Annotated in this window: 3 protein-coding genes; all 3 read left to right on the top strand. The window is 69.5% G+C overall.

The features are described from left to right. Positions 1–1,910: vitamin B12 dependent-methionine synthase activation domain-containing protein (locus ACWF9Z_RS36565; RefSeq protein ID WP_453609923.1), on the top strand; the 1,910-nt coding region annotated here is incomplete at its 5' end. Further along, positions 1,907–2,794 (top strand): methylenetetrahydrofolate reductase [NAD(P)H], encoded by an 888-nt coding sequence (gene metF, locus ACWF9Z_RS36560; protein ID WP_453609922.1) that lies wholly within the window; start codon positions 1,907–1,909, stop codon positions 2,792–2,794. The genes ACWF9Z_RS36565 and metF, both read left to right, overlap by 4 nt. Next, positions 2,784–3,712: adenosylhomocysteinase (locus tag ACWF9Z_RS36555; protein ID WP_453609920.1), on the top strand; the 929-nt coding region annotated here is incomplete at its 3' end. The genes metF and ACWF9Z_RS36555, both read left to right, overlap by 11 nt.

The raw sequence follows: 3,712 nt of genomic DNA, 5'->3' as shown, positions 1-3,712 counted from the left end.
TCGAGGCCATCCGCGAGCTCAAGCGCCGCCGCCCGGACGTGCAGACCACCCTCGGCCTGTCGAACATCTCCTTCGGCCTCAACCCGGCCGCCCGCATCGTCCTGAACTCGGTGTTCCTCGACGAGTGCGTCAAGGCCGGGCTCGATTCGGCGATCGTCCACGCGTCGAAGATCCTGCCGATCGCCCGCCTGGAGGAGGAGCAGGTCAAGGTCGCCCTCGACCTGGTCTACGACCGGCGCGCGGAGGGCTACGACCCGCTGCAAAAGCTCATGGAGCTCTTCGACGGGGTCAACACCAAGTCGATGAAGGACGGCCGGGCCGAGGAGCTCCTCGCCCTGCCGCTCGACGAGCGGCTGCAGCGCCGGATCATCGACGGCGAGAAGAACGGCCTGGAAGCCGACCTCGACGAGGCCCTGCTGACCCGCCCGGCCCTGGACATCGTCAACGACACCCTCCTGGAGGGCATGAAGGTCGTCGGCGAACTCTTCGGCTCCGGCCAGATGCAGCTCCCCTTCGTGCTGCAGTCCGCCGAGGTCATGAAGACCGCCGTGGCCCACCTCGAGCCGCACATGGAGAAGACCGACGACGACGGCAAGGGCACCATCGTCCTCGCCACCGTCCGCGGCGACGTCCACGACATCGGCAAGAACCTCGTCGACATCATCCTGACCAACAACGGCTACAACGTCGTCAACATCGGCATCAAGCAGCCGGTCTCCGCGATCCTCGAAGCCGCGCAGGAACACAAGGCCGACGTCATCGGCATGTCCGGCCTCCTCGTGAAATCCACCGTGATCATGAAGGAGAACCTCGAGGAGCTCAACCAGCGCAAGCTGGCCGCCGACTACCCCGTCATCCTCGGTGGCGCCGCCCTCACCCGTGCCTACGTCGAACAGGACCTCCACGAGATCTACGAGGGCGAAGTCCGCTACGCCCGCGACGCCTTCGAAGGCCTGCGCCTCATGGACGCCCTCATGGGGATCAAGCGCGGGGTCCCCGGAGCCGGCCTCCCCGAACTCAAGCAGCGCCGGGTGAAGTCCGCGGCCGCCACCGCGGTCCTGGAGCCCGAGCCCGAGATCCCGGCGCGCTCCGACGTCGCCTCCGACAACGCCGTCCCCGCTCCCCCGTTCTGGGGCAGCCGGGTGGTCAAGGGGATCGGCCTCAAGGAGTACGCTTCCTGGCTGGACGAGGACGCGCTCTTCAAGGGCCAGTGGGGGCTGAAGCAGGCCCGCGGCGGGCCCTCGTACGAAGAGCTGGTGGAGAGCGAGGGCCGGCCCCGCCTGCGCGGCCTCCTCGACAAGCTCCAGACGGAGAACCTCCTCGAAGCCGCCGTGGTCCACGGCTACTACCGTTGCGTCTCCAAGGGCGACGACCTGGTCCTCCTCGACGACACGGGCGCGGAGCTGACCCGCTTCTCCTTCCCCCGGCAGCCGCGCGGAAGGTTCCTGTGCCTCTCGGACTTCTTCAAGCCCGAGGAGTCCGGCGAGACCGATGTGATCGGCCTCCAGATCGTCACGGTCGGCTCGAAGATCGGCGAGGCCACGGCCAAGCTGTTCGCCTCCGACTCCTACCGCGACTACCTCGAGCTGCACGGCCTGTCCGTGCAGCTGGCGGAGGCGCTCGCCGAGTACTGGCACGCCCGGGTGCGCTCGGAGCTGGGCATCGCCGGGCAGGATCCGCGCTCGCTCGACGGGATGCTGCGCACCGAGTACCAGGGCTGCCGCTACTCCTTCGGCTACCCGGCCTGCCCCGACCTGGAGGACCGCGCCAAGATCGCCACGCTGCTGCGGCCCGAGCGGATCGGCGTCCACCTCTCCGAGGAGTTCCAGCTCCACCCGGAGCAGTCCACGGACGCGATCGTCGTGCACCACCCCGAAGCCAGCTACTTCAACGCCGGAGGCCGACGATGAGCACGCTGCGCGACACCTTCCTGCGGGGCGACCGGTCGTTCTCCTTCGAGTTCTTCCCGCCCAAGACGGCCGCGGGGGAACGCACCCTGTGGGAAGCCCTGCGCCGGGTGGAGTCCCTCACCCCGACCTTCGTCTCCGTCACGTACGGGGCCGGCGGGTCCTCGCGCGACCGTACGGTCGAGATCACCAAGCGGATCGCCACGCAGACCACGCTGCGCCCGGTCGCCCACCTGACCGCCGTCGGCCACTCCGTCGCCGAACTGCGCCAGATCATCGGCCAGTACGCCGACGCGGGCGTCCGTGACGTCCTCGCCCTGCGCGGGGACCCGCCGGGCGATCCGCGCGGCCCGTGGGAGCCGCACCCGCAGGGGCTGCGGTACGCCCACGAGCTGGTCTCCCTCATCCGTGAGCTGGGTGACTTCAGCGTGGGCGTGGCGGCCTTCCCCGAACTCCACCCCCGGTCCGCGGGGTGGGACGAGGAGATCCGCCACTTCGTCGAGAAGTGCCGGGCCGGCGCCGACTACGCGGTCACGCAGATGTTCTTCGACGTCGAGGACTACCTGAGGTTCCGGGACCGGGTCGTGGCCGCCGGCTGCGACACCCCGGTGATCCCGGAGATCATGCCCGCCACCGACGTCCGCCAGATCCGCCGGTTCGCGGAGCTCAGCAACGCCGCCTTCCCCGAGGACCTCGCGCACCGGCTCGAAGCCGCCCGCGACGATCCGGCCGCGTCCCACCGGATCGGGGTCGAGTACGCCGCGGCCATGGCCGAGCGGCTGCTGGCGGAAGGCGCCCCAGGGCTGCACTACATCACGCTCAACCGTTCCACGGCGAGCCTCGATATCCATCGTCAGACACAGAGCAGGAGTTGGCATGTCCGCTGAGCGGTTCTCCGATTTCAAGGTCGCCGACCTTTCCCTCGCGGCCTTCGGGCGCAAGGAGATCACCCTCGCCGAGCACGAGATGCCCGGCCTGATGTCGATCCGCCGGGAGTACGCGGCCGCCCAGCCGCTGGCCGGCGCGCGGATCACCGGTTCCCTGCACATGACCGTGCAGACCGCCGTGCTGATCGAGACCCTCGTCGCCCTCGGCGCCCAGGTCCGCTGGGTCTCCTGCAACATCTTCTCCACCCAGGACCACGCGGCCGCCGCCATCGCCGCCGCCGGGATCCCGGTCTTCGCCTGGAAGGGCGAGACGCTGGAGGAGTACTGGTGGTGCACCGAGCAGGCGCTGACCTGGCCGGACGCCGCCGGACCCAACATGATCCTGGACGACGGCGGCGACGCCACCCTGCTGGTCCACAAGGGCGTCGAGTACGAGAAGGCCGGCCAGGTCCCCGACCCGTCGACCGCCGAGAACCACGAGATGCGCGTGGTCCTGGAGCTGCTGCACCGCACGTCCCTCAAGTGGGGCGCCATGGCCGCGGAGATCCGCGGCGTCAGCGAGGAGACCACGACGGGCGTCCACCGCCTGTACGAGATGCAGCAGTCCGGCGCGCTGCTGTTCCCGGCGATCAACGTGAACGACGCCGTGACGAAGTCGAAGTTCGACAACAAGTACGGCTGCCGCCACTCCCTCGTCGACGGCATCAACCGCGCCACCGACGTCCTCATCGGCGGCAAGGTCGCGGTCGTCTTCGGCTACGGCGACGTCGGCAAGGGCTCCGCGGAGTCCCTGCGCGGCCAAGGCGCGCGCGTCATCGTCACTGAGATCGACCCGATCTGCGCGCTCCAGGCGGCCATGGACGGCTACCAGGTCGCCACCCTCGACGACGTCGTCGAGACGGCCGACATCTTCATCAC

The organism is Streptomyces sp. NPDC054961 (assembly GCF_053609145.1).
Note: the sequence above shows the minus strand (reverse complement) of the source record. Positions and strands in the feature narration are given on the sequence as shown.